The organism is Streptomyces sp. NPDC054842, from assembly GCF_053611025.1.
In genome coordinates, this window is the sequence record NZ_JBSGZN010000037.1 from 55,220 (window position 1) to 80,994 (window position 25,775).

19 protein-coding genes and 1 pseudogene are annotated in these 25,775 nt (G+C 72.3%); 15 read left to right on the top strand and 5 right to left on the bottom strand.

Translation table 11 applies throughout. The annotated features are described in order from the left end of the window. The first annotated feature begins 101 nt into the window (after nucleotides 1-101). Nucleotides 102-599 carry a MarR family winged helix-turn-helix transcriptional regulator gene (locus tag ACWGIS_RS26180; protein WP_453364884.1) on the top strand — a complete coding sequence of 166 codons (498 nt, stop codon included), beginning with the start codon at nucleotides 102-104 and terminating at the stop codon, nucleotides 597-599. Here the strand turns inward: ACWGIS_RS26180 and ACWGIS_RS26185 are convergent. Both ACWGIS_RS26185 and ACWGIS_RS26190 read right to left on the bottom strand, forming a co-directional pair. Next, nucleotides 568-875 (bottom strand): annotated as a pseudogene (locus ACWGIS_RS26185) (hypothetical protein); the annotation flags it as partial. The gene ACWGIS_RS26180 and the pseudogene ACWGIS_RS26185 sit on opposite strands and share 32 nt — an antisense overlap. Before the next feature lie 84 nt (nucleotides 876-959). Beyond that, entirely contained in the window at nucleotides 960-3,704 is a 2,745-nt protein-coding gene (locus tag ACWGIS_RS26190) for a lysylphosphatidylglycerol synthase transmembrane domain-containing protein (protein ID WP_453364885.1), read from the bottom strand. A gap of 185 nt (nucleotides 3,705-3,889) precedes the next feature. On the opposite strand from ACWGIS_RS26190, the gene ACWGIS_RS26195 reads away from it, so the two are divergent. From ACWGIS_RS26195 to nudC, 5 genes are all read left to right on the top strand, one after another. Next, the gene (locus ACWGIS_RS26195; RefSeq protein WP_453364886.1) at nucleotides 3,890-4,255 is read left to right on the top strand and encodes an MGMT family protein; all 366 of its coding nucleotides are present in this window, start codon (nucleotides 3,890-3,892) and stop codon (nucleotides 4,253-4,255) included. 326 nt (nucleotides 4,256-4,581) lie between these two features. Continuing rightward, nucleotides 4,582-8,121: an ATP-dependent helicase gene (locus ACWGIS_RS26200; protein WP_453364887.1), complete on the top strand. Its 3,540-nt coding sequence runs from the start codon at nucleotides 4,582-4,584 to the stop codon at nucleotides 8,119-8,121. 171 nt (nucleotides 8,122-8,292) lie between these two features. Then, nucleotides 8,293-11,883, top strand: coding sequence for a UvrD-helicase domain-containing protein (locus ACWGIS_RS26205; RefSeq protein WP_453364888.1), 3,591 nt, complete (start codon nucleotides 8,293-8,295; stop codon nucleotides 11,881-11,883). A 10-nt stretch (nucleotides 11,884-11,893) separates the two neighbouring features. Next, nucleotides 11,894-13,306 carry a dipeptidase gene (locus ACWGIS_RS26210; protein WP_453364889.1) on the top strand — a complete coding sequence of 471 codons (1,413 nt, stop codon included), beginning with the start codon at nucleotides 11,894-11,896 and terminating at the stop codon, nucleotides 13,304-13,306. Nucleotides 13,307-13,401: 95 nt separating this feature from the next. Beyond that, complete coding sequence (nudC, locus tag ACWGIS_RS26215) at nucleotides 13,402-14,352, top strand: NAD(+) diphosphatase (RefSeq protein WP_453364890.1); 951 nt, start codon at nucleotides 13,402-13,404, stop codon at nucleotides 14,350-14,352. Nucleotides 14,353-14,497: 145 nt separating this feature from the next. Here nudC and ACWGIS_RS26220 read toward each other — a convergent pair whose 3' ends face one another. Further along, complete coding sequence (locus tag ACWGIS_RS26220) at nucleotides 14,498-14,740, bottom strand: mycoredoxin (RefSeq protein WP_045559070.1); 243 nt, start codon at nucleotides 14,738-14,740, stop codon at nucleotides 14,498-14,500. Nucleotides 14,741-14,913: 173 nt separating this feature from the next. Between ACWGIS_RS26220 and ACWGIS_RS26225 the strand changes: the two genes are divergently transcribed. From ACWGIS_RS26225 to ACWGIS_RS26245, 5 genes are all read left to right on the top strand, one after another. After that, complete coding sequence (locus ACWGIS_RS26225; protein WP_453364903.1) at nucleotides 14,914-17,166, top strand: ATP-dependent DNA helicase UvrD2; 2,253 nt, start codon at nucleotides 14,914-14,916, stop codon at nucleotides 17,164-17,166. A 163-nt stretch (nucleotides 17,167-17,329) separates the two neighbouring features. Beyond that, nucleotides 17,330-17,653 carry a hypothetical protein gene (locus tag ACWGIS_RS26230; RefSeq protein ID WP_453364891.1) on the top strand — a complete coding sequence of 108 codons (324 nt, stop codon included), beginning with the start codon at nucleotides 17,330-17,332 and terminating at the stop codon, nucleotides 17,651-17,653. A gap of 173 nt (nucleotides 17,654-17,826) precedes the next feature. Beyond that, nucleotides 17,827-18,195: a WhiB family transcriptional regulator gene (locus tag ACWGIS_RS26235; RefSeq protein WP_019072119.1), complete on the top strand. Its 369-nt coding sequence runs from the start codon at nucleotides 17,827-17,829 to the stop codon at nucleotides 18,193-18,195. Further along, the gene (locus tag ACWGIS_RS26240; RefSeq protein ID WP_453364892.1) at nucleotides 18,192-18,515 is read left to right on the top strand and encodes a hypothetical protein; all 324 of its coding nucleotides are present in this window, start codon (nucleotides 18,192-18,194) and stop codon (nucleotides 18,513-18,515) included. The genes ACWGIS_RS26235 and ACWGIS_RS26240 overlap by 4 nt, the downstream gene beginning before the upstream one ends. Nucleotides 18,516-18,686: 171 nt before the next feature. After that, nucleotides 18,687-18,911, top strand: a complete 225-nt coding sequence (locus ACWGIS_RS26245; protein WP_453364893.1) for a hypothetical protein — start codon at nucleotides 18,687-18,689, stop codon at nucleotides 18,909-18,911. A 6-nt stretch (nucleotides 18,912-18,917) separates the two neighbouring features. Here ACWGIS_RS26245 and ACWGIS_RS26250 read toward each other — a convergent pair whose 3' ends face one another. After that, nucleotides 18,918-20,291, bottom strand: a complete 1,374-nt coding sequence (locus tag ACWGIS_RS26250) for an ABC1 kinase family protein (protein ID WP_453364894.1) — start codon at nucleotides 20,289-20,291, stop codon at nucleotides 18,918-18,920. Further along, entirely contained in the window at nucleotides 20,284-21,627 is a 1,344-nt protein-coding gene (locus ACWGIS_RS26255; RefSeq protein ID WP_453364895.1) for a TOMM precursor leader peptide-binding protein, read from the bottom strand. The genes ACWGIS_RS26250 and ACWGIS_RS26255 overlap by 8 nt, the downstream gene beginning before the upstream one ends. A 216-nt stretch (nucleotides 21,628-21,843) precedes the next feature. Between ACWGIS_RS26255 and ACWGIS_RS26260 the strand changes: the two genes are divergently transcribed. The 4 genes from ACWGIS_RS26260 (at nucleotide 21,844) to ACWGIS_RS26275 (ending at nucleotide 25,700) form a co-directional block, all read left to right on the top strand. Next, nucleotides 21,844-22,440: a M48 metallopeptidase family protein gene (locus ACWGIS_RS26260; RefSeq protein ID WP_453364896.1), complete on the top strand. Its 597-nt coding sequence runs from the start codon at nucleotides 21,844-21,846 to the stop codon at nucleotides 22,438-22,440. Between the two features lie 125 nt (nucleotides 22,441-22,565). Further along, complete coding sequence (locus ACWGIS_RS26265; RefSeq protein ID WP_453364897.1) at nucleotides 22,566-24,236, top strand: TerD family protein; 1,671 nt, start codon at nucleotides 22,566-22,568, stop codon at nucleotides 24,234-24,236. Nucleotides 24,237-24,247: 11 nt separating this feature from the next. Next, complete coding sequence (locus ACWGIS_RS26270; RefSeq protein ID WP_355781842.1) at nucleotides 24,248-24,928, top strand: AIM24 family protein; 681 nt, start codon at nucleotides 24,248-24,250, stop codon at nucleotides 24,926-24,928. A gap of 16 nt (nucleotides 24,929-24,944) precedes the next feature. Then, on the top strand, nucleotides 24,945-25,700 hold the full coding sequence (locus tag ACWGIS_RS26275) for an AIM24 family protein (protein ID WP_453364898.1): 756 nt from the start codon (nucleotides 24,945-24,947) through the stop codon (nucleotides 25,698-25,700). Nucleotides 25,701-25,775 lie beyond the last annotated feature (75 nt).

The window sequence follows — 25,775 nt, forward strand, 5'->3', positions numbered from 1 at the left end:
GCTTCCTTCGTGAGATTGTTGTTCCATAGGAGTCCAGTACAAGACAGTGTTTGTACGATCTGAAACTAATACGAAACTGTATCACATGGATGGAGGCCCGCATGTCAGTCGACGGGGCGCAGCTGTGGACGCTGAACCAGCGGCTGCTGGGCGTCGTGATGGATGCCTGCACGGGGGAGCTGGCCGAGCTCGGGTTGGAGACGAAGGAGTTTTTCGTCCTGGCCGAGGTGGAGGCATCGCCGTACCCGGCCGAGATCGCGACTGCGCTGCTGCTGCCCAAGGCAAGCGTGACGGTCTACGTTCGCAACCTCGTCGCCAAGGGCTTCATTCGCCGTGAGATCGACGAGGCGGACTTGCGGCGTCATCGGCTCGTACTGACCGCTGAGGGCACGCAAGCACGCGATCGAGCACTTGCAGCCCTCGCGGCGGAGTACGACCGCAGGTTGGCGAGGGTCACCCCCCAGGACCGCGTTGAGCTGCAACGCATCCTCAACGCGATGCTCGCCTCGCCGGTTGCGACGGCAAGGGACGTCCGTCCCAGCGAATGCCCGAACTCGTCGAACGCGAAGGGTCCAGGCAGGCCAGGCCGATCTCGGTGAACCGGTGGATCACGTCGCGGACGGTGTCCTCGTCAGCCTGAACCAGCTTCGCGATCACCGGGAACCGGTTTCCGCCGGCCGAGGCCTCGATTTGACGACTCCATGCGGTCGCGGCCCGAACGTGCAGCAGAGCACCGGACGAACGAATCACTCGTGCATACGGCCTGACGCGGCATCGCGCGCCGGCACCGAGCTGGTGCTGCCCCGGCGCACGATCTGCTGCAGCTTCTGCCCCTCCCGGTCGGTCAATCCGCGCACACGGAGAGGCTCAGCCACCACACCCCCCAACGGTTGGATCGGACGTCTCCGAACATCCAACCGCTGGAACCGCCGACCCGGCGAACCTTCCCGGTCAGAGCACTAGAGGGCGCCCTTGCGCGTCAGGTGGTTGAAGAACAGCCACCCCGGCAGCACCGGGAGCCACAGGGTCAGGAGCCGGTACAGGAGCACCGCGGGCGCCGCGACCTCCTTGGGCAGTCCGACCGCGATCAGACCGACCGTCAGTGTCGCCTCGACCGCGCCGATGCCGCCCGGCGTCGGCGCCGCCGAGCCGAGCGCGTTGCCCGCGAGGAAGACGACGGCGACGCTGGCGAGGCTGAGTGTGGTCGCCTCGTCGTGGCCGAACGCCCGGATCGACGCGTCCAGGCACATCACGAAGCAGGCGGTGAGGAGCAGCATGCCGCCGATGCCGGTGATCAGCTTCTGCGGCCGCTGGAGGACGTCGAGCATGCGCGGCACGACGCCGGCGAACAGCGACCTCACGCGCGTGGCGACGAATTTCCGCAGGAACGGCACCGACGTCACCACGAGCACCAGGACCGCGACGGTGAGCAGGCCGGCGATGACCGTGCGGGACGGCGAGAGTGAGGGGGTCTTCTCGGTGCCGGTCAGGTAGCCGAACGCCAGCAGCATCAGGATGTGGCAGCCGAGGCCGAACAGCTGCGAGGCGCCGACACTGGCCACAGCCAGGCCGGGGCGGACCCCGGCGCGCTGCAGGAAGCGGGTGTTGAGGGCGACTCCGCCCACCGCGGCGGGCGCCACGATCTTCACGAACGAGCCGGCGACCTGCGCGGCCACGGCGCGCAGGAACGGCACCCGCTCGGGCACGAAGCCCAGCAGGCTCATCGCCGCCGCGAAGTAGCTCAGTGCCGAGAACAGCACGGCCGCGGCGACCCAGCCCCATTGAGCGCTGTCGAAGAGGGTGCCGAACGGGGTGTGGGTGAGCTGCGTGAGCAGGAAGTACGCGCCGATGGCACCGGCGATGAAGCTGATCAGTGTGCGGGGGCGGACGCGTTCCAGACGGGCCGGCTCGACGGGCGCCTGCGGTCTGATCAGCAGCACCTGGTGGCGGATCTGGGTGAGCAGATCCTCCTCGCGCGCCTCTTCCAGGGCGTCGTCGATGGCCCGCTTCTCCGCCCGCTGCTCGGCCCGTACGGCCTTCTTTCCGGGCTTCTCCAGTACGGGTCTGGTGTGCTCGTGCGCTTCCTCGGTACGGGCGAGCTTGTCCTGCCGGGAGGCCTCCAGGACCGCGTCGCGCTCGCGCTGGGCCCGCTCCCGGGCCAGTTTGCGCAGGGTCGCGCGCGTGGAGCGCGTCAGCGCGATCGGCTGGAGCAGCGGCAGACAGTCGGCGACCGCGTCCGGACCGAGCACACCGACCGCCGAGGCGACCGCGCGTTCGGCGCCGACCCGCAGCCCGAGAGTCGTCACGAGCTGCGCGATGTCCATGCGCAGCACCAGGTCGCCGGCGGCGATCTCGCCGCCGCGCAGGTCGGTGAGGATCACGGTGCCGGAACGATCCACCAGAATGGCGTCGCCGGCGAGCCTGCGGTGCGCGATGCGCCGCGACTGGAGGGCTTGGACCTGGTGCCAGGTGTCCCGCAGGAGCGCGTCGGTGATCATGTCGTCGGGCATCGAGTCGAGCGTGCGCCCGCCCGTGTGCTCGTAGACGAGCATCACGGCGTCGGGGCCGAGTTCCGAGGTCGCGATCAGCTTCGGCGCGTTGGCACCGGCCGCGATGGCCGCGTAGGCGAGCAGGGCCTCCTGCTCCAGGGCCTGGCGCAGGGACTGGAGGCTGCGGCGCGTGGTGATGCCGCGCAGCGTCAGCCGGCGCCACACGCGGTAGAAGAACCCCTGCGCCTGCTGTTCCCGGTCCACGACCGTGACGTCGAGGGGTGGGCCGTCCTCCAGGGTGACGAAGTAGCGCCGCCCCCGGTCGCCGTTCTCGGTGGTGTCCGGGGCCTCGTCGCGGGCCGCGCTCACCGGGTGGAAGCCCACGTGCCGGAGCCCCGCCATCAGCGTCCGGCCGGTCGGCCGCACGTTCGGCGAGCCGACCGCGTACAGCGTCCCGTAGGCGACCGTCCAGCCGATCAGCACCGTGAGGATGATCGAGAACGGGGTCGTGTAGCCGGTGACCAGCATCGAGAAGGCGTCCAGGAGCAGCACCACCCACAGCACGGCGCGCCAGCGCGGGCGGCGCGACATACCGACGGCCGTCATGTAGGCGATGACGGGCGCCAGGTAGCCGTGCACCGGGTCGGTGAGGGCGTGGGCGTCCCCGGGGGAGGGCTGCGTGAGCGCCTCCTGGATGGAGTGCGGGGCGGCCTTGGCCACCCAGAGGTCAGTGGCGAGTGTCACACCGTGGGCGAGGACCGCGGCGAGCACGCCGTCGGCGATGCGCAGGCCGTCCCGTTTGATCAACCGCTCGATCGCGAAGGCGACGGGCACCAGGAGGATCGCGATGCTCGACGCCAGACCCGCGATCTTGATCAGCAGATCGGGTGCCTGACCGGTGCCCTTGTTGATGTCCTGTTCGAGCCCCGAGGTGGTGCCGTGCGCGAAGGCGGCGATGGCCATCAGCACCACGACGGCGAGGATCCCGACCAGGAGCCGCATCAGGTCCGAAGGCCGGTGCACGCGCGCGGGGAGCAGCGGTTCGTCGCCCTCCACCTCGTCGCTGTGCTGGTCCTCGACGCAGTCGGCGTTCTCCTCGGGCACGTGATCAGCCGCCTTTTCGGCCGCTCCGTCGTCCGTCCGAGCGGCGTCCGGGCGCGACGACAGCTCAGAGGTGCCCTCCGCGTCTTCGGGGTGCACACCCTGCTGCTTCATCGTCTCTTCTTGATCTCGTATCACCTGTCACCGCCCGCACGATGGTGGCATGCCCCGCCGTGGCACGGGGGCAGGAGGGGGCAATACGGCGCTGGACGGTCCCCCTCGGGCATGTCCCCCGAGCGACGTGTACGCACCGTGACTGCCGCGTCGGATTGTCGGTGGGGTGGGGCAACATGGGTCGGATGAGCGAGGAGAGCCTTCCGGCGGACGCCCTGCCGGAGTACGCGGAGCGGGTGCTCGACGTCGCCGAGCTGATCCCGTCCGGGCGCGTCATGACGTACGGGGACGTCGCCGAATGGCTGGAGGAGGGCGGCCCGCGACAGGTGGGCCGCGTGATGTCCCTCTACGGAGGCGCGGTTCCCTGGTGGCGCGTCATACGCGCGGACGGAGTGCTGGTACCCGGCCACGAACTGGAGGCGCTGAGCCACTACCGCGCGGAGGGCACGCCCCTGAGGGAGGCGGGCCCGGCTTCCGCAGGTCATCTGCCCCGCGTCGACATGAGACGGGCGAGATGGGACGGGGGCGGGCGCGCGGAGGGTCACACCTGACAGCTTCCGGCATCGGACGGGCGAACGGGGAACCTGTGGCCCGTACGGGCGAAACGGGGCACCCGCGGGACATGCCGTACGTTCGGGGAGCGAGGGACGCACGGGGCACGAGGGAAGAAGGGGAAGCCCTCCTTCCACGGTGTCCACCGGCGTAGCGTCTTCCCCGGCGTCCACCCGCGTGGCATCCACGGCACGTGTCTCCTTCACCTCGCGGCCACCGCCCGCCCCACGCGGCGGCCCGCCCACCCGTCACCCGACGACCCCTGAACGACGGCGCTCCGCGCCGGCAGTGACCGAACGCACAACCACCAGGACCGGCGAACCACGTGAGCTCCTCTTCTTCCACCAGGCGCCTGTCGCACCACCAGGTGCGCCAGGGGACCCGTGGCGCTTACCGACTGGTGCGTACCCCGCCGGCCCGGCCGGACCCCCCTCGTCTGGACGCGTCACAACGCTCGGTGGTTGACCACAGGACGGGCCCCCTCCTGGTCCTGGCGGGGCCCGGCACGGGCAAGACGACGACGCTCGTCGAGTCCGTGGCGGCGCGCATCGCCCGGGGCGCGGACCCGCAGCGCATCCTGGTGCTGACGTTCAGCCGCAAGGCGGCCGTGGAGCTGCGCGACCGGATGGCGCTGCGCATCGGAGCGGCCCGCGCCCCGCGCGCCACCACCTTCCACTCGTACTGCTACGCCCTGGTCCGCGCCCACCAGGACAGCGAGCTGTTCGTCGAGCCCCTGCGCCTCCTGTCCGGCCCGGAACAGGACGTGGCGGTGCGCGAGCTGCTCGCCGGCCAGCCCGGCCTGGAGAAGCTCGGTCTCGCGCACGTGCGCTGGCCGGACGAGCTGCGCGCCTGCCTGACCACCCGCGGCTTCGCCGACGAGGTCCGCGCGGTGCTGGCCCGCAGCCGCGAGCTCGGGCTCGGCCCGGACGCCCTGGACGCCTTCGCCTCCCGCATCGGCCGCCCGGACTGGCGGGCAGCCGCGTCCTTCCTCGCCGAGTACCTGGACGTGCTCGACATGCAGGGAGTGCTCGACTACGCCGAACTCGTCCACCGCGCGGTGCTGCTCGCCGGACGGCCGGGCGTCGCCGAGCGGCTGGCCACGCAGTACGACGCGGTCTACGTGGACGAGTACCAGGACACCGACCCTGCGCAGGTGCGGCTGCTGCACGCCCTCGCGGGGGGCGGCCGGACCCTGGTGGCCCTCGGCGATCCCGACCAGTCGATCTACGCGTTCCGGGGCGCCGACGTGAACGGCATCCTGGAGTTCCCGCACGCCTTCCCGCGCGCGGACGGCCGCCCGGCCCCCGTGGAGGTCCTGCGCACGTCCCGCCGCTCGGGTGCCGTCCTGCTGGACGCCACCCGCCTGGTCACCCAGCGCATGCCCCTGACCCGCCTCCCGGCGGAGAAGGTCCGCGCCCACCGCGAACTCACACCGGTCCGTGACGGCGGACGGGTCGAGGTCTACACGTACCCGACGTCCGGCACGGAGCTGGACAACATCGCGGACATCCTCCGCCGGGCCCATCTGGAGGACGGCGTCCCCTGGGGCGACATGGCGGTCCTGGTGCGCGCCGGTTCGCGCACCATCCCCGCGTTCCGGCGTGCCCTCACGGCCGCCGGGGTCCCCCTGGACATCGACGGCGACGATCTGCCGCTGCGGCACGAACCGGCGGTGGCTCCGCTGCTCACGGCGCTCAAGGCGGTGGCGACGGCGGAGGCGGCGACGGCGGCGAGGGCGGAGGCCGAGGACACGTCGGAATCCGTCGAGCCCGGCGAGGACACCGAAGGCCCGGACTCCACAAAGCCCGTCGACGACACGGAAACCCCGGTCTCCACGGAGCCCGGCGAGGACACCCGAACCCCGGACTCAACCGACCCCGCCATGGACACCGAGACCCCGGGCGCCAGCGAGCCCGGGGAGAACGACGCGACCTCGGACTCCGTCGAGCGCGCCGCGGAGACCGGCACGCCCGTGTCCCGCCCGGAGGGCTGCTGGCTCGACACCGAGACCGCTCTCACCCTGCTGGCCTCCCCCCTCGCCGGCATGGACGCCGCCGACCTGCGCCGGCTCGGCAGGGCCCTGCGCGAGGAGGAGCGCGCCGGCGGCAACCACGTACCGCCGCCCTCCGACGAACTGCTGGCCCGGGCACTGTCCGAGCCGGAACGGCTGGTGGCGCACGACCCGGCGTACGCCCGAGGCGCCCAACGGCTGGGCGCGCTGCTGCGCAAGGCCCGGGAGCGGCTCGCGGGCGGCGGGACGGCGGAGCAGGCCCTCTGGGACCTGTGGGACGGCACACCGTGGCCGCAGCGGCTGGAGCGCTCAGCCCGGCGCGGCGGCGCCGCGGGCCGCAACGCCGACCGGGACCTCGACGCGGTGTGCGCGCTGTTCGCGACCGCCGCCCGCGCCGAGGAGCGCGTCGGGGGCCGTGGTGCCCTCAACTTCCTGGAGGAGATCGAGGCCCAGGACATCGCCGCGGACACCCTCACCCGCCGGGCCGTACGCCCCGACGCCGTGCGCCTGATGACCGCGCACCGCTCCAAGGGCCTGGAGTGGGGCCTCGTCGTCGTCGCCGGTGTCCAGGAGGGACTGTGGCCCGACCTGCGCCGGCGGGGCTCCCTGCTGGAGGCCGACCGCATCGGACGCGACGGGCTCGCCGAACCCCTGACGCCCGGAGCGCTGCTCGCCGAGGAGCGCCGCCTGTTCTACGTGGCCGCCACGCGCGCGCGTGAACGCCTCGTCGTCACCGCGGTGAAGGCCCCGGCGGACGACGGGGACCAGCCGTCCCGCTTCCTCACCGAGCTCGGCGTCGAGCCCAGGGACGTGACGGGCCGCCCGCGCCGCCCGCTGTCCGTGGCCGCCCTGGTGGCCGAACTGCGGGCGACCACCGTCGATCCGCGGGTCTCCGACACCCTGCGCGAGGCCGCGGCCCGCCGGCTGGCGCGGCTCGCCGCCCTCGGCGACGAGGACGGCCGCCCCCTGGTGCCGTCCGCGCACCCCTACCGCTGGTGGGGCATGTACGAGCCGACCGAGAGCAAGGTGCCGCTGCGCGACCGCGACCACCCGGTGGTGCTCTCCGGGAGCGCCCTGGACCAGCTGGCCAATACCTGCGCCCTGCAGTGGTTCCTGGGCCGCGAGGTGAAGGCGGACGCCCCCGCGACGGCCGCCCAGGGATTCGGCAACGTGGTGCACGTCCTCGCCGACGAGGTGGCCTCCGGGCACACGCCCGCCGACCTCGCCGTCCTCATGGAACGGCTCGACTCGGTGTGGAACGCGCTCGCGTTCGACGCGCCCTGGAAGTCGTCGCAGGAGAAGGAGCACGCGCGCGTGGCGCTCGAACGCTTCCTGCGGTGGCACGTCATGGACCGCACGGGACGCAGGCCGGTCGCCAGTGAGCACGACTTCGACGTGACCCTGGAGGCGGGCTCCTACGAGGTGCGCATCCGGGGCTCCATGGACCGCGTCGAGACGGACACCGAGGGCCGCGCCTACGTGGTCGACTTCAAGACCGGCAAGCAGGCGCCAACCGCCGCCGACGTCGCCCGTCACCCCCAGCTCGCGGTCTACCAGCTGGCCGTGGACCGGGGCGCCGTCGACGAGGTCTTCGACGGGGTGCGTCCTCAGCCGGGCGGCGCCGAACTCGTCCAGCTGCGCCAGGGCGCCGCGAAGAAGAACGGCGGCGAGACCTTCCCGAAGGTCCAGGCGCAGGAACCGCTGGCGGGGGAGTGGGTCGGCGACCTCCTCGCCACCGCCGCGGGCAAGGTCCTCGACGAACGGTTCACGCCGAGCACGGGACAGCACTGCACGCACTGCGCGTTCCGGGCGTCGTGCAGCGCCCGGCCGGAAGGACGGCAGGTCATCGAGTGAGGCGCCCCTCTGACGGCCCGCGCCGGAGCGCCTAGCGCCCCCGGGGCGCCGCCCGCGGACGGTGGGCGCGGACCGAGTGACATACCGCACCTCATGAGCTGACCAGCGCTTCTTCCGTCCCGTGCGCCGATGCGGTCCCGGCTGTCAGTGGGCGCCGCTAGCCTCTCTGACGTGCCAGCCCGTATCACCGACCCCGAGCAGCTCAAGGAGCTCCTGGGCATCCCGTTCACCCCGGAGCAGACGGCGTGCATCACCGCACCGCCCGCCCCGCAGGTGATCGTGGCCGGAGCCGGCTCGGGCAAGACCACGGTGATGGCGGCCCGCGTGGTGTGGCTCGTCGGCACCGGACAGGTCGCCCCGGAACAGGTGCTGGGCCTGACGTTCACCAACAAGGCGGCCGGTGAGCTGGCCGAGCGCGTCCGCAAGGCGCTGGTCAAGGCGGGCGTCACCGACCCGGACGTGATCGACCCGGACAATCCGCCCGGTGAGCCGGTCATCTCGACGTACCACGCGTTCGCGGGCCGTCTGCTGACCGACCACGGCCTGCGCATAGGGCTGGAGCCGACGGCACGCCTGCTCGCCGACGCCACCCGCTACCAGCTCGCCGCGCGGGTGCTGCGCGAGGCCCCGGGCCCCTATCCGGCGCTGACCCGCTCCTTCCCCGACCTGGTCGGCGACCTCCTCACGCTCGACTCCGAACTGGCCGAGCACCTCGTGGGGATCGAGGACCTGCGGGCGTACGACGCCGAGCTGCTGCGCTCGCTGGAGGACGCCCGGCTCAGCAACGCCGACCTCCGCAAGGTGCCCGAGGCGGCCTCGGCCCGGCGCGAGCTGGCCGAGCTGGTGGGCCGCTACCGCGCGGCCAAGCGGGAGCGCGACTTGCTCGACTTCGGCGACCAGATCGCCCTCTCCGCGACCCTGGCCCGCACCCGCCCGGAGGTCGGCGCGATCCTGCGCGACGAGTTCCGTGTGGTGCTCCTCGACGAGTACCAGGACACGTCGGTGGCCCAGCGCGTCCTGCTCGCCGGGCTCTTCGGTGGCGGCACGGGCCATCCGGTGACCGCGGTGGGCGACCCCTGCCAGGCGATCTACGGCTGGCGCGGCGCCTCCGTCGCCAACCTGGACGACTTCCCGGAACACTTCGCGCACGCCGACGGACGCCCGGCGGCCCGCCAGTCGCTCAGCGAGAACCGCCGCAGCGGCGGCCGCCTCCTCGACCTCGCCAACGGCCTCGCGGAACCCCTGCGCGCGATGCACGCGGGCGTGGAGGCACTGCGCCCCGCCCCCGGAGCCGAGCGCGACGGCACGGTCCGCTGCGCGCTGCTGCGCACCCACGCCGAGGAGATGGACTGGCTCGCCGACTCCATCGCCCACCTCGTACGCACCGGGAAGGCACCCGGCGAGATCGCCGTGCTGTGCCGTACGGCGACGGACTTCGCCGAGATCCAGGGCGCGCTCGTCGCCCGGGACGTCCCGGTCGAGGTGGTCGGCCTCTCCGGTCTGCTGCACCTGCCCGAGGTGGCCGACCTGGTGGCGGTCTGCGAAGTACTCCAGGACCCCGGGGCCAACGCCTCCCTCGTCCGCCTGCTCACCGGACCGCGCTGGCGGATCGGCCCGCGTGACCTCGCGCTCCTGGGTCGGCGGGCCCGGCTGCTCGTGTCCCACGCGCGCGGGGACGACGACGACCCGGACCGCCGGCTCGCCGCCGCCGTCGAGGGGGTCGACCCCGCCGAGGTGATATCGCTCGCGGACGCACTGGACACCTTCCTGGAGATGCCCTTCGGGGCCGAGGCCGAGGACGACGGACTGCCGTTCTCGCCGGACGCCCGGGTGCGGTTCGCCCGTCTCGCCGCCGAACTGCGCGACCTGCGCCGCTCCTTGTCCGACCCTCTAATGGACGTCCTGCACCGGGTGCTCGCCGTCACCGGACTGGAGGTCGAGCTGTCGGCGTCCCCGCACGCGCTGGCCGCCCGCCGACGGGAGACCCTCTCCAACTTCCTGGACGTGGCCGCCTCCTTCGCGGCCGGTGACGGGGAGGCCACCCTGCTGGCCTTCCTCGGCTTCCTGCGGACCGCGGCCCAGTACGAGAAGGGCCTCGACAACGCCCTCCCGGGCGGCGAGAACACCGTCAAGGTGCTCACCGCGCACAAGTCCAAGGGGCTGGAGTGGGACGTCGTCGCGGTGCCCGGACTGGTCACCGGGACCTTCCCCAGCACCCAGGGCCGCGAGAAGTGGACCGCCCAGGGCAAGGTCCTGCCGCACGAGCTGCGCGGCGACGCCGACACGCTGCCCGACATCGACGCCTGGGACGCCAGGTCCATGAAGGCGTTCCACGAGGCCATGAAGGAGCACCAGCACACCGAGGAACTGCGGCTGGGCTACGTCGCCTTCACCCGCCCCCGCTCCCTGCTGCTGAGCTCGGGCCACTGGTGGGGGCCCTCGCAGAAGCGCCCCCGCGGCCCCTCGGACTTCCTGCACGCCCTGTACGAGCACTGCGCGTCCGGTTACGGCGAGATCGAGTCCTGGGCGGACGAGCCCGCGGAGGACGAGGAGAACCCCGCCCTCCAGGAGGCCGCCGCCGATCACGCGTGGCCGCTGCCCCTGGACGACCTGGCGCTGGCCCGGCGGCGCGCCGCCGCGGAGACCGTGCTCGCCCACCTGGAGCGGGTCGCCTCCCACGACGAGACCCACCCGGGGGCGGCGCGGCCCGAGGCCCGCCACGACCCCTCCTCGCACGACGACCCGGACTGGCCGCCGCCACAGGACGACGACGGGTTCCCCGGCCCGGACGAGGCCTACGACGCCGATCCCTCCGAGGAGGCCGCCGTCGACTGGGACTCCTGGACGACGGACCGCCCCGCGGGCACGCCCCACGCGCGCGTGCCGCAGGCCAAGGAGCACGAGCGCGGACAGCACCCGACGCCGGGACCGTCCGACGGCGACGACCACCGGCCCGTCATCCCGCACGCCCGTCCCCACCCCGACGACCTCGATCACGCGTCCGGGGCCGGAGGAGCGCCGCTCACCCCGGAGGAGGCCCGCACCCTCGCCTCATGGGACCGCGACCTCGACGCCCTCACCGGCGAGCTCCTGCGGGCTCGCGCGAGCACCACGGACGTACCCCTGCCGGCGTCCCTGACCGCCTCGCAGCTGCTGCGGCTGGCCGCCGACCCGGACGGCTTCGCCCAGGAGCTCGCCCGTCCCATGCCCCGCCCGCCCCAGCCCGCCGCCCGCCGCGGAACCCGCTTCCACGCCTGGGTCGAATCCCGCTTCGAGGCGCTGCGACTGCCCATGCTGGAACCGGACGAGCTGCCCGGCAGCGACGCCGAGATCGCCGACGAGCGCGACCTGGAGGCGCTCAAGGAGGCGTTCGAACGCAGCCCCTACGCACACCGCACGCCCTACCGCGTGGAGTCCCCCTTCCAGCTGTCCGTCGCGGGACGCGTCGTGCGCGGCCGCATCGACGCCGTCTACCGGGAGGACGGCCCCGAGGGCACGACGTACGAGATCGTCGACTGGAAGACGAGCCGCACACGCACCGCGGACCCCCTCCAGCTCGCCGTGTACCGGCTGGCCTGGGCCGAGCAGCAGGGCGTCCCGCTCGCGTCCGTCAGAGCCACCTTCCTGTACGTGCGCAGCGGCGAGGTAGTCCACCTCGACGGGCTCCCCGACCGGGCGGCGCTCGAACGGCTGCTGCTGGAGGATCCCGCCGACGGGGCTCCCGAGGATCCGCCGGACGAGGGTGTCGGCGGGGGCCGCTAGGCTCGTGGCCATGAGCAAGCCCGTTGACAGCGCTGTCAGCGCCGTCCGCACGTACATCGACGCGCACCGCGCCGCCTTCCTCGACGACCTCGCCCAGTGGCTGCGGATCCCCTCGGTCTCGGCGCAGCCCGACCACGCGGCGGACGTGGCACGCAGCGCCGACTGGCTCGCCGCCAAGCTCAAGGAGACCGGCTTCCCGGTCAGCGAGGTGTGGGAGACGCCGGGCGCCCCCGCCGTGTTCGCCGAGTGGCCCTCGGACGACCCGCGGGCGCCCACCGTCCTCGTCTACGGGCACCACGACGTGCAGCCCGCCGCCCGCGCGGACGGCTGGGACACCGAGCCGTTCGAACCGGTCATCCGGGGGAACCGGCTGCACGCGCGCGGGGCCGCCGACGACAAGGGGCAGGTGTTCTTCCACACACTCGGAGTCCGCGCCCACCTCGCCGCCACCGGTCGCACGGCCCCGGCGGTGCACCTCAAGATGCTCGTCGAGGGCGAGGAGGAGTCCGGATCGCCGCACTTCCGCGCTCTCGTGGAACAGCACGCGGACCGGCTCGCCGCGGACGCGGTGATCGTCTCCGACACCGGCATGTGGTCCGAGGACACCCCGACGGTGTGCACGGGCATGCGCGGCCTGGCCGAGTGCGAGATCGAGCTGTACGGACCGGAGCAGGACATCCACTCCGGCTCCTTCGGCGGCGCGGTGCCGAACCCGGCCACCGCGGCCGCCCGGCTGGTGGCCGCCCTCCACGACGAGCACGCACGCGTGGCCGTCCCCGGCTTCTACGACGGCATCGTCGAACTCACCGACCGCGAGCGCGAACTCTTCGCCGAGCTGCCCTTCGACGAGCAGCGGTGGCTGCGTACGGCCAAGTCCGCCGCGACCCACGGCGAGGCCGGGCACACCACCCTGGAGCGCATCTGGGCCCGCCCGACCGCCGAGGTGAACGGTATCGGCGGCGGTTACCAGGGCCCCGGCAGCAAGACGATCATCCCGTCCTCGGCCATGGTGAAGCTCTCGTTCCGGCTGGTCGCGGGGCAGGACCCGGACCACATCGAGAAGGCGGTGCGCGCCTGGGCGGCCGAGCAGGTGCCCGCCGGAATCCGACAGGAGATCACCTTCGGCGCGGCGACCCGGCCCTGCCTGACGCCGCTCGACCACCCCGCGCTGCAGTCCGTCGTACGCGCCATGGGCCGCGCCTTCGAGCAGCCGGTCCGCTTCACCCGCGAGGGCGGTTCCGGCCCCGCCGCCGACCTTCAGGAAGTGCTGGGGGCGCCGGTGCTCTTCCTGGGCATCTCGGTCCCGTCCGACGGCTGGCACGCGCCGAACGAGAAGGTGGAGCTCGACCTTCTGATGAAGGGCGTCGAGACCGCCGCCCACCTGTGGGGCGACCTGGCCGAGAACTGGGGCGAGGCACACTGAAGAAGGCCGGCCGCACGCCGAAGAACGACCTCCGCACCACGCCCGCAGTAACGCCAGCCGAGACAACCTTTCCATCGGGGGAGTTGGAAGCACCCGTGACCACCTGGACCGACCACAGCGCCGACCGTCCCATCTCGCTCACCGCCCCGAGCGGCATCGACCGGGCCGCCCACCACCGGCTCGACGAGGCCTGGCTCGCGGCGGCGTGGAGCCACCCCACCACCCGCGTCTTCGTGGTCTCCGGCGGTCAGGTCCTCATCGACGAGGCGGCGGACGGGACCACCGAACTCGTCATGACCCCGTCCTTCGAAGCCCCGCTGACCGAGGCGCACCGCTACTTCCTGGGCACCGACGACGACGGTGTGAGCTACTTCGCCCTGCAGAAGGACGCGCTGCCGGGCCGCATCGACCAGTCCGCCCGGCCGGCCGGCCTGCGGGAGGCGGGGCTGCTCCTGTCCCCGCGTGACGCGGGCCTGATGGTGCACGCGGTCGCCCTGGAGAACTGGCAGCGTCTGCACCGCTTCTGCTCGCGCTGTGGCGAGCGCACGGTGATCGCGGCGGCCGGTCACATCCGCCGTTGCCCGGCCTGCGGAGCCGAGCACTATCCCCGTACCGACCCGGCCGTGATCATGGCGGTCACGGACGACGACGACCGCATCCTCCTCGGTCGCCAGGTGCACTGGCCCGAGGGCCGCTTCTCCACGCTCGCGGGCTTCGTCGAACCGGGCGAGTCCATCGAGACGTCGGTGCGCCGCGAGGTCTTCGAGGAGGCTGGGATCACGGTCGGCGAGGTCGAGTACGTCGCCAGCCAGCCCTGGCCCTTCCCCTCCAGCCTCATGCTGGGCTTCATGGCCCGCGCCACGTCCTCGGAGATCGACGTCGACGGCGAGGAGATCGAGGAGGCGCGCTGGTTCTCCCGCGAGGACCTGCGAGCCGCCTTCGAGTCCGGCGAGGTGCTGCCCCCGTACGGCATCTCCATCGCCGCCCGGCTGATCGAGCTCTGGTACGGCAAGCCGCTGCCGCGTCCGGGAGGCCACGCGGCCTGACGGGCGCCGGGCGGACCGGGCGCGGAGGACGCGCGGCCGGTCCAGGGACGGCAACGCGAAGGCCGGGCACCCTGGGGGTGTCCGGCCTTGGTGCTCGTCACGCTCACGCCGCGGCCGACGGGCCGCGTGCCGACGACGTCCCGCGCTACGCGCCGATCTTCTGCTTGACCTGGGCCAGCGAGGGGTTCGTCAGCGTCGAACCGTCCGGGAAGAGGACCGTCGGAACCGTCTGGTTTCCGCCATTCGCCTTCTCCACGAACGCGGCGGACTCCGGGTCCTGCTCGATGTTGATCTCGTTGTACGTGATGCCCTCCCGGTCCATCTGGCTCTTGAGCCGGCGGCAGTAGCCGCACCACGTGGTGCTGTACATCGTCACAGTGCCCGGCATGTCTGTTGTGCTCCTTCGCGGCAGAGGGTGCGTGTTCGCAGTGAGTGGAACGTACGTGACCGGGCCGCCATTCCCGCGGGCGGGCGGGCGCACGGCTCGGGGCGGCCGCCCGCCGGGAGCCGGGGTCCGGTCGCGTGACGACTGTGACGCCTGCCGCATTGGTACGACTGGTGGTGCCCCCCTGTGGACAACCGGCTCACCCGTCTCCCGCGACCTGGCAGCATGGCGGTGTGACAGCAGCAACGCACTCCACCCTCTTCCCTCAGGTACCGGACACGGCCGACGCGGTGCTCGACGGGCTCGACCCCGAGCAGCGCGAGGTCGCGACCGCCCTGCACGGTCCGGTGTGCGTGCTGGCCGGAGCCGGGACGGGCAAGACGCGGGCGATCACCCACCGCATCGCCTACGGGGTGCGCGCCGGCATCCTCCAGCCCTCCAGCGTGCTGGCCGTCACGTTCACCAACCGTGCCGCGGGCGAGATGCGCGGCCGCCTCAGGCAGCTCGGCGCCTCCGGTGTCCAGGCCCGCACCTTCCACTCCGCCGCCCTGCGTCAGCTCCAGTACTTCTGGCCGAAAGCTGTCGGTGGCAGCATGCCTCGCATCATCGACCGGAAGATCCAGCTCGTCGCGGACGCGGCGGCCGCCTGCCGCATCCGGCTCGACCGGGGCGAGCTGCGCGACGTGACCGCCGAGATCGAGTGGTCGAAGGTCACCCAGACCGTCCCCGGCGACTACGCGGCCGCCGCCGCCAAGACGGGCCGCGAGACCCCCCGCGACCCGGCCGAGATCGCCCAGCTCTACTCGACGTACGAGGACCTCAAGCGCGACCGCGCGGTCATTGACTTCGAGGACGTCCTCCTGCTGACCGTGGCCGTCCTTCAGGACCGGCACGACATCGCCGATCAGGTCCGCTCCCAGTACCAGCACTTCGTGGTCGACGAGTACCAGGACGTCAGCCCGCTCCAGCAGCGCCTCCTGGAGCTGTGGCTCGGGGAGCGCGACAGCCTCTGCGTCGTCGGTGACGCCAGCCAGACGATCTATTCGTTCACCGGTGCAACCCCCGACCACCTGCTCGACTTCCGCACCCGCCACCCCGGGGCCACCGTCGTCAAGCTCGTCCGCGACTACCGCTCCACGCCCCAGGTCGTCCACCTCGCCAACGGCCTGCTCGCCCAGGCCCGCGGCCGTGCGGCCGACCACCGCCTGGAGCTGATCTCCCAGCGCGGCCCCGGCCCGGAACCGGTCTACGCCGAGTACACGGACGAGCCCGCCGAGGCCGAGGGCGCGGCCCGCCGCATCCGCGACCTGATCGCCTCCGGAGTCCCGGCCGCGGAGATCGCGGTCCTCTTCCGCACGAACTCGCAGTCCGAGACCTACGAACAGGCCCTCGCCGACGCCGGGGTGCCCTACCAACTGCGTGGCGCCGAGCGCTTCTTCGACCGCCCGGAAGTACGCAAGGCCGGCGTCGCCCTGCGCGGCGCGGCCCGCTTCGGCGGCAACGACTCCCTCCTGGACGACGTGGTCGACCTGCCCTCGCAGGTCCGCGCGGTCCTCTCCGGCGAGGGCTGGACCACCCAGCCGCCCGCCGGTTCGGGAGCGGTCAGGGAGCGCTGGGAGTCGCTGGCCGCCCTGGTGAACCTCGCGCAGGACTTCGCGGCGGCCAAACCGGGTGCCACCCTGAGCGACCTGGTGGCGGAGCTGGACGAACGCGCCGGTTCCCAGCACGCGCCGACCGTCCAGGGCGTCACGCTCGCCTCGCTGCACTCCGCCAAGGGCCTGGAGTGGGACGTCGTCTTCCTGGTCGGTGTCGCCGAGGGCATGATGCCGATCACCTACGCAAAGACCGACGAGCAGATCGAGGAGGAGCGCCGGCTCCTCTACGTCGGCGTCACCCGGGCCAGAGAGCACCTGTTCCTCTCCTGGGCCCTGTCCCGCTCACCCGGCGGCCGGGCGAGCCGCCGTCCCAGCCGCTTCCTCGACGGGCTGCGCCCCGGCTCCGTCACCACGGCGGCCCGCACGGGAGCGGTCGGCGCCGGCGGGATAGAGCGCGGCATCGGGAGAGCCGGCGGCAGTGCCGTGCGGCGCACCAGCCGGACCCCGGCCCGCTGCCGGGTCTGCGGACGCACCCTCACGGACGCCGGCGAGATGAAGCTGATGCGCTGCGAGGACTGCCCCTCCGACATGGACGAGGGACTCTACGAGCGGCTGCGGGAGTGGCGCGCGGTGCAGGCGCAGCGCAGCGGACAGCCCGCGTTCTGCGTCTTCACCGACAAGACACTGATGGCGATCGCGGAGTCCGTGCCCGACGACGAGCGCGAGCTGGCGCGGATCCCGGGGGTCGGAGTACGCAAGCTGAACCGTTTCGGAGCCGATGTTCTGGCCATCTGCGCAGGTCGCGAGCCCGGCGCGGACGACGACACCGACTGATTCAAACTCGTCGAAAAAATAGTTTGCGCATGCCCCAGCGATCCCCATAGGTTCTTAACACGGAAACGGCGGCCTTCTCCGAGGCCCTGGTTTCGTGCTGTACTTAACAACCGTCGGACCGGTTCACCCCGGTCCCCATAGACGCCGAGAGGAGGCGATTCCAGTGATCAGCATCAACTTCAGCTCCACCAGCACCGTCAAAATGACCGATCCCTCGGTCGTCTCCGTCTGCACGCTCGGCGTCTCCACCCTGGGCACCGGTCTGTCCGGCATCTCCGCCGTCCGTCCGGCGTCCAGCGTGGCTCTCGCGGGTCTTCCCGTTCGTGAGCGCAATGAGCGACCGATCCAGGCACTGGAAGCAGTAGCGGCACAGGTGCGGACCTATGCCTTTGCGGCGGCCGGTGCCGGATCCCTGGAGCAGACGAAGCAGCACCACCACACGATGTGGGCCTTCCGTGGGCCTGAACCCTGGAGTGATCCAGCCTGATTCTCGATCAGGCCGGCGCCTTCAGGGCCGCGGAACCCCACCCGGGATCCGCGGCCCTTCTGTTTGTCCCCGACCGGGGACAGCCGGAGCGAAGGGGCCTCGGGACAAGAAAACCCGGTACCAAGCCGCCAACCGGCCAACCGGCCGGCACGACCAGACGAGGAAAACAAACCGTGCAACTCGAAGCGCACGCCCCGTCCGTACCGCCTTCCGAGACGATCCCCCCGCCCGGCCTCACGGAGGACTCCACCTTGACTCCGCTCACCGCGCTCACCGCGCTCGACGACGCCATCGAGAACCTCGGCGTACCCGTCCCCTGCCGCTCGTACGACCCGGAGGTCTTCTTCGCGGAGTCGCCGGCCGACGTCGAGTACGCCAAGTCCCTCTGCCGCACCTGCCCGCTGATCGAGGCCTGCCTCGCCGGCGCCAAGGAGCGGCGCGAGCCCTGGGGCGTCTGGGGTGGCGAGCTCTTCGTGCAGGGGGTCGTCGTGGCCCGCAAGCGGCCGCGTGGCCGCCCGCGCAAGAACCCGGTCACAGCATGAACACCGCAGGAACGATCGACCGCCCCCTCACGAACGACCCCAAGAAGCAGGCCCCGATGAAGCCGTCCACCACCGAGCCCGTCGGCTCCGCGATCCCAGACTTCTTCACCACCGGTGCGAACGACTCGCGCCAGAACAGGACCCGAGAGATGCAACTCATCCCAGAAGCCATGGCTCGTGCGCATATGCACGACCGCCTGCACGAAGCCGAGCGGGAACGCCAGGCCGTGCGCCTGGCCACCGCCCGGCGCATGCAGCGCCGTGCCGAGCGCGCCTCGATGCGCGCTCGCCGGGCGCTGGCCATGGCCGTCATGCAGTGACCGGAAGCGGTCACGAGAAGTAGACGAGACGTCAGAGCGGGGGCCGGTCCGAGCGGACCGGCCCCCGCGGTGCGTTGTCAGCGCAGTGCAGTGCTGTGCAGCGCAGTGCCGTGCGTCGCGGGGCAGTCCAGCGTCGGGCCGCTCGTCACCCGGTGGCGTTATCGTCGCCGGGTGACCAGCCTTCCCGGGGACAGTGACGACAGCGGCTCCGCGCAGCGGCCCGACCCGGCCGAGCCCGCACGGGTCGTGTGCGCGCGCTGCGGCACCTCCGCCGAAGAACCACCGGTCACCTGGACCTTCTCCATGGAGAACGGCACCCGCCACTACTTCTGCGAGGCGTGCGCCCGGGCTCATCTCAGGGCGATCGAGGGCCGCCTCGACTCGGCCTGGTGGTAGGCGCGCTCACGCTTCGGCGGCGGACTCCTCCTCCAGCAGCTCCTCCATCGGGTCCTCCTCCGGAAGGAAACCGGGCAGCCACTCCTCCAGTTCGTCCCGCAGCCGCACCGTCGCACCCAGCTGGCACAGCACACCGATGGTGCTGAGGGTGACCCGGTGGATCAGCAGGTAGGACGGCGGCAGATTGAGCTGCCGGCCGAGCTGGTGGGCGGGCGAGCGGATGTCGGCGATGCGTGCGGCCTGGCTGCGCATCCAGCCGCGGGTGAAGGTGAACTCGTCGGCCTGCGCCGGTTCGATGATCGGGAGCAGGTAGTCCAGGACCGCGTCGGGCTCCAGGTCTATCGACTCCTTGACGAAGCCCTCCTCGCAGAGAAGCCCGTAGACCGCCTCCGCCTCTCCGTCGAGGGTCATGCGCAGCGAGCTGCCGATGGTTCGGGGCAGGCCGCCCGGCAGACGGTCGACCGTGCCGAAGTCCAGGACCCCCAGACGCCAGCCCCTCTCCTCGTCCGGCAGGAGGCGGAAGTTGCCCGGATGTGGGTCGGCGTGCAGCAGGCCGGTGCGGGCGGGACCCGAGAACAGGAAGCGGGCCAGCAGCTGGCCGGCCCGGTCACGCTGCTCCCGCGTGCCGTCGGCGATCACCTCCGAGAGAGGCGTCCCGTCGATCCACTCCGTCACCAGCACCTGCTCGCTCTGGTGGACCACGGCGGGGACGACCACGTCCGGGTCGGACGCGAACTCATCCGCGTGTGCCGCCTGGGACCGGGCCTCCAGCGCGTAGTCGAGCTCCTCGGAGACCCGGTCGCGCAACTCGGTGATCAGCGGCTTGATGTCCATCCCCGGAATGAGCGGACCCAGGAGACGGGCGAAGCGGCTGAGCTGGGTCAGGTCCGACAGGAGCGCCTCGCCCGCGCCGGGGTACTGGACCTTGACCGCGACCTCGCGCCCGTCGTGCCACACGGCCCGGTGCACCTGGCCGATCGAGGCCGCCGCGGAGGGCTTGTCCTCGAACTCCTGGAACAGCTCCCGCCAGTCCTCGCCGAGCCGCTCCTCCAGGACGGCGTGCACGGTCCGCGTCGGCATCGGCGGCGCGGCCTCCTGGAGCTTCGTCAGCGCCGCGCGGTAGGGGCCCGCGACCTCCTCGGGCAGCGCGGACTCGAAGACGGACAGGGCCTGCCCGAACTTCATCGCACCGCCCTTGAGCTCGCCGAGCACCTTGAACAGCTGCTCCGCAGTGCGCTGCTGGAGTTCGCGGCCCACGATCTCCGCCGACTTCCCGCCGATGCGTTTGCCGAGTCCCCACGTCGCCCGCCCGGCGAAGCCGAGCGGGAGCGCGGCGAGCTTGGCGGTCCGGGTGACCGCCTTGCGCGGAAGATCAGACATGCGCCCTCCAAGTCCCAGACAGCCGCGCGGCGTGTGCCTCGTGGCGTGACCCCGTCGGCGGCTGTTGCCCCGCCATTGTCTCGTGCGGCTCCCCGTCCTTGGGTGTGTGTTCTTCCTTACCTCTCTCCGCCGCCCCGCACGGGCAGGCGGGGTGGGGCCAGACAGGACGTGCGTGCCAGGTCGGTTCCGGCACGGATGCCTCCCAGCGGATCCCGGTGCCGGCGGGCGCCGTCGCGTCGAGGAAGGCGAGCGCGTGGCCGGCGGCCAGCCCGGCGACCGCGGCCGCCAGGGCGAGATCGCAGGCCTGGACGTGGCGAACGCCACCCGAGCGCCACTGGGCGATCAGTCGCGGCCAGGTCTCGTCCCGGTCGGCGCGTGCCCGGTCCAGGCAGCCCGCGCACCCGGTCTCGCCGGGCAGGACCAGGGGGCCGACCACTCCCGTCCCCTCCACGACTCCCGCGTACAGGTGCGGTGTCCCGGAGGCGACGAGCTGTTCCGCGGCGGCCGGGTCGGGTGCGTGGACCGCCAGTCCGTCCCGGGGCGCGAGGATCACCAGCGACCAGCCGGACTCGTCCGCGAGGAGGCGTGCTCGCCCTTCCGGGAGGGTCGGCTCCGCGGGAAGCGGCGCCTGCTCGCCGGGAGAGCCCGAGGAACTCGGCGAACCTGGTGAATTCGGGGATCCCGGTGTGCCCGTCGCACCGGGTGCATTCGGCGCGGGTGCGCGTCGGCGGCGGGGTGGCCGTTCGGGGGAGGCGAGCCGCACCGCCCGCCGGGCGGCCTCCTCCCTCCGCTCGCCGATGGAGTCGGCGGACAGACCGCCCGGAGCGACGTCCCCCGGCTCCACCCGGCCGCCGTCGCGGACGTCGACCTCACCCACCCCCGCGCCGGCCAGCAGCGCGGCGAGTACGACACCCACCCGGCCCGCCCCGCGCACCTGCACCCGCAGGGAACGGCGGGCGGCCAGGCGCTCGATCGCCTCGCCCGGTCCGGGAGCGACCAGCGACAGAGAGGCGAGGTCCGGGCGGAGCCGGTCGAGGGCCGCCTTCCTCCCGCGCAGGGCGTCGGCGGCCGGCCCGCCCCCCGTCGCGTCGTCCAGCAGGCCGGCGCCGGCGAGACGCTCGACGAGACCGTCCACATGGCCGTCCGGCAGACCCATCCGGCGTCCCTCGTCCCGCAGCAGCGGCAGCCCGCGGGTCCCGTCGAGCAGCGTCAGGAAACTGCCCGTGGCCGTGTCCATCGGGCCCAGCACTATGGCGTGCGCCGGTGCCATGCCGAACTGCACGGTGTTGAGGTCCCGCCAGCCGCGCCGCAGCGCGGGTTTCACCATCGGATGCATGACCGGCCCCCGTAGCCTCTTGATCGTCCGTGTGCCGACGGGCCATGGTCCAGCTGCGCCGACGACCGCCAGCATGCCCGGCCGGGCCGTCGCCGTGCCGAAAGTTGTCCACAGGCTGCCGCATTCGTCGTACTAATCCAGCGCACGGAGTGCGGATCGCCACGGAACCGTCCCGGAGGCGGGACTTTCACCATGTGCAACGGGTAACGTCGGGGCGTGCCCGCCGACCCACTGCACCGCGCCGGAAAGCCACAGCGCAGCACGACGAGCCTGCCGCCAGGCGGCTCGGGGGCGCGCGCGATCGAGGTCCGCAGAAGTGCCCGACGGCGACGGACGGTCTCCGCGTACCGCGAGGGCGATCGCACGGTCGTGCTCATCCCCGCCCGGATGTCCGAGGCGGAGGAGCAGCGCTGGGTGAGCGTCATGCTCGACAAGCTGGCCGCCCAGGAGAGCAAGCGCAGGCTCGGCGACAGGGAGCTGTCCGAGCGCGCCGCGCGGCTCTCCGACCTGTACTTCGACGGCCGGGCCCGTCCCACCTCGGTCCGCTGGGTCACCAACCAGAACACGCGCTGGGGCTCGTGCACCCCGTCCGAGGGCAGCATCCGGCTATCGCACCGGCTTCAGGGCATGCCGGAGTACGTCGTCGACTACGTCCTCGTCCACGAACTGGCGCACCTGCTCGTACCCGGGCACGGGCCCCGTTTCTGGCGGCTCCTGGAGGCCTATCCGCGCACCGAGCGTGCCCGCGGCTACCTCGAAGGGGTGGCCGCCGCGGACCGCCTGCCCCACCAGCCCGCCGTCACCGAGGACTGAGAGCCGCCGTACGCGCGCGGGGCAGGGATTGTGTACCGGGTCTGTACCGGCTTCCTCCGCTCCCGGATTTTGCCGTTAGCCTGACGCGACGCACTCGCATTCGGGATGGGGGACGGTCGTTACGCATGGCCAGGGAATTCCAACGCGGCCACAAGGCCAAGATCAGTGACCTCACCGCGGGCACCGATCTGTACGTAGGCGTGCAGATCACCGGCCCCGGGCTGAGCTTCGACATCAGCTGCTTCGGTCTCGACGCCGACGAACGGCTCTCGGACGACCGGTACTTCGTCTTCTTCAACCAGCCGAAGTCCCCCGAGGAGTCCATCCAGCTTCTGGGCGCCCAGGCGGGTGACACGGAGTCCTTCCGCGTCACCCTCGACAGGATCCCGCCGCAGATCCACAAGCTGTCGTTCACGGCGACGATCGACGGCGCCGGGCAGATGTCGCAGATCGCTCCCGGATACCTCCGTATCGTCGCGGGCGGCGAGGAGGTCGCCCGGTACGCGTTCAGCGGGGCGGAGTTCTCGACGGAACGCGCCGTCATGCTGGGCGACTTCTACCTGAAGGACGTGTGGCGCTTCGCCGCCGTCGGACAGGGCTTCGACGGCGGGCTCGACGCGCTGCTGAAGAACTTCGGCGGCGAGGTCGCCGAGGAGACGCCCGCGGCCCCGCAGCCGCAGGCCGGCGCGTCCCCGTCCTTCGCGCCGCCCGCCCAGTCCTCCGCGCCGCCCGCCTTCGGGGCCCCGGCCCCCGCGCCGCAACCCGCGCAGGGCTTCGCGCCGCCTCCCGGTGCGACTCCGCCGCCCGCCCCGGCACCGGCGCCCCCGGTGCACGCCGCGCCGACCATCGTCGCGCCGCTGACCCCGCCGGGCGTCGGCACCGTACCGCCGCCCGGACCCGCGCCGTACGCGCAGCCGCCGGGCCAGCCCGGCCCGCCGCCCGGCTACGGGCAGCAGCCTCCCGGACAGGGTGCCCCGATGCCTCCGGGCTACGGGCAGCCCCCGGGCGCGCCCCCCGGCTACGGACAGCAGGGCCCGCCTCCGGGCTACGGGCAGCAGCCTCCGTACGGCCAGGTCCCCGGCCAGGCCGCGCCCTCGCCCTACGGTGCCCCCCAGGGCGCCCCGCAGGCCGGCGCCGGTGTGGCCGCCGCGCTCCAGGCGTTCAAGGAGACGCCCACCGGCCAGCGCTGGACCCAGCAGAACAAGAAGCTGGTCCGCGTCGACCTCGGCGCCGGTGGCGACCAGGCGGTCCTCGCCCGGCAGGGCAGCATGGTGCTCTACCAGGGCAAGGTCGACTTCAGCTACAAGGGAGCGGGCTTCGCCGGCCGGATCGTGGGCAACGCGACCGGCCAGGAGATGCAGCTGATGCGCTGTTCCGGCCGGGGCCAGGTGTTCCTCGCCGACAACTCGACGATGCTGCACCCCATCGAACTCCAGGGCGACGGCATCTGCGTCTCCGCGGAGAACGTCCTCGCCTTCGACGAGACGCTCCAGTACGAGGTCCGGCGGATCGAGGGGCACGGCATCCCCGGTGGGGCCCTGTTCACGATGCAGTTCCAGGGGACCGGGACGATCGTGGTGAAGACCCACGGCGCGCCCGTCGTGCTGCCGGTCACGCCCACCACGTTCGCCGACTGCAACGCCGTCGTGGCGTGGTCCTCGGCGTCCCAGGTGATCGTCTCCAGCCAGGTGCGGATGCGTCGCAACGCCTATCCGGGCGACACCGGCGAGAGCGTGAACCTGCAGTTCCGGGGCGCTCCCGGCAATTTCATCGTCGTCCAGCCGTACGAGGTCTGAGGGAGCCCGTCATGAATCAGCCGTTCGCGGGCTTCGCCCCGGCACCCGTCACGGCCCGCATGGAGAACCACGGCAATCACATGCTGAAGGTCGCCATGCAGACCGGAAACGACCTCTTCGCGCGCGTGGGCTCGATGGTCGCCTACGAAGGGTTCGTCCAGTACGAGCCCAATCCGCCGGCCGTGCGCCAGATCGCGCGCGACTGGATGACCGGTGAGGGCGCGCCCCTCATGAAGTGCACCGGTGACGGTCTGCTCTACCTCGCCGACTACGGCGCGAACGTGGTCGTCATCAACCTCAACGGGGACGCGATCTCCGTCAACGCCACCAACCTGCTCGCCTTCGACGCGCACCTCACCTGGGGCGTCGAGCGCGTCAAAGGGCTCGCCAAGTTCGCCGGACAGGGTCTGTGGAACACCAAGATCTCCGGTCAGGGCTGGGTGGCGCTGACCTCCCGCGGCAAGCCGATCGTCGTGGACTGCGGCGGCGGCGAGGACGAGACGTACGTGGACCCGGACGCGCTCGTCGCCTGGTCCCCGAACCTCAAGGTCAAGGGCAAGCGCAGCTTCAAGGCGCAGTCCCTGATCGGCCGGGGCAGCGGCGAGGCGTACCAGATGGCGTTCTCCGGGCAGGGCATCGTCGTCGTCCAGCCCAGCGAGGACAGCACCGACCGCCTCCGGATCCGGGGCTGAGGGGGAACAGGACACCATGCAGAGCCCGCTTTTCGGCTACAACGAACAGCAGTCCCAGGACCGCTACAGCCTGCAGAACTCGCAGATGCTGCGGGTCTCCCTGGAGGGGCACGACGACATCCTGGCCCGCAAGGGCACGATGGTCGCCTACCAGGGGCTCGTCGAGTTCGACGCCGAGTACCAGAACAACGGGCAGCGGCGGTCGCGCGCGGCGACCGGCGAGGGCCTGGACCTCATGCGCTGCCACGGACAGGGGACGGTCTACCTGGCCAACCTGGCCCAGCACGTGCACGTGGTCGACGTCGACCAGGACGGCCTCACCGTCGACAGCAGCTACGTCCTGGCGATGGACTCCGCGCTGCACCACGAGGTGATCGCCGTGGACAGCCAGTACGGCATCTCGGGGTCCGGCAAGTACCAGCTCAACATCACGGGCCGGGGCAAGGTCGCCCTGATGACGTCCGGGATGCCGCTGATGATGCAGGTCACGCCGGACAAGTACGTCAACTGCGACGCGGACGCGATCGTCGCCTGGTCGACCGCGCTCCGGGTGCAGATGCAGGCGCAGACGCACTCCTCCGGGGTGTGGCGGCGCCGTGGCAGCACCGGTGAGGGCTGGGAGCTCAGCTTCATGGGCCAGGGCTACATCCTCGTCCAGCCGAGCGAGCTGCTGCCGCCGCAGAACGCCCAGATCGGCCAGGGCGTGCGCGCGCAGTACGGGATGGGCCAGCAGGGCGCCCACGCGCAGAACCAGGGCAACGCCTGGAGCTAGACGGCGAAGCACCTCCCGGGAGACAAAGGCACAAGCGCCTCCCGGGAGGCACGGGTAAGGGGCGGTCGCCATGGC